The 275-nt window shown below is 34.2% G+C and carries 1 protein-coding gene; it reads left to right on the forward strand.

Annotated features, from left to right (window positions below; genetic code table 11):
* Nucleotides 1-169: C2H2-type zinc finger protein (locus tag MN204_RS21830; RefSeq protein ID WP_498043953.1), on the forward strand; the 169-nt coding region annotated here is incomplete at its 5' end.
* Nucleotides 170-275 lie beyond the last annotated feature (106 nt).

Raw genomic sequence — 275 nt, forward strand, 5'->3', positions numbered from 1 at the left:
TGAATGTAATCAATGTGGTAAAGCCTTTGCTACATCCAGTCATCTACAATGTCATAAAAGAACCCATACTGGAGCAAAACCTTATGAATGTAATCAATGTGGTAAAGCCTTTGCAGGTCACAGTTGTCTCCAGTATCATAAAAGAACCCATAATGGAGAGAAACCTTAGAAATGTAATCAATGTGATAAAGCCCTTTCTCAAAGTTATTGTCTCTATAATCAATGTGGTAAAGACTTTTAACAACTTTATAGTCTCCATTATTTTGAAAGAACAC

It is taken from the genome of Oceanobacillus saliphilus, from assembly GCF_023522835.1.
In the GTDB taxonomy this organism is placed as follows: Bacteria; Bacillota; Bacilli; order Bacillales; family Amphibacillaceae; genus Oceanobacillus; species Oceanobacillus saliphilus.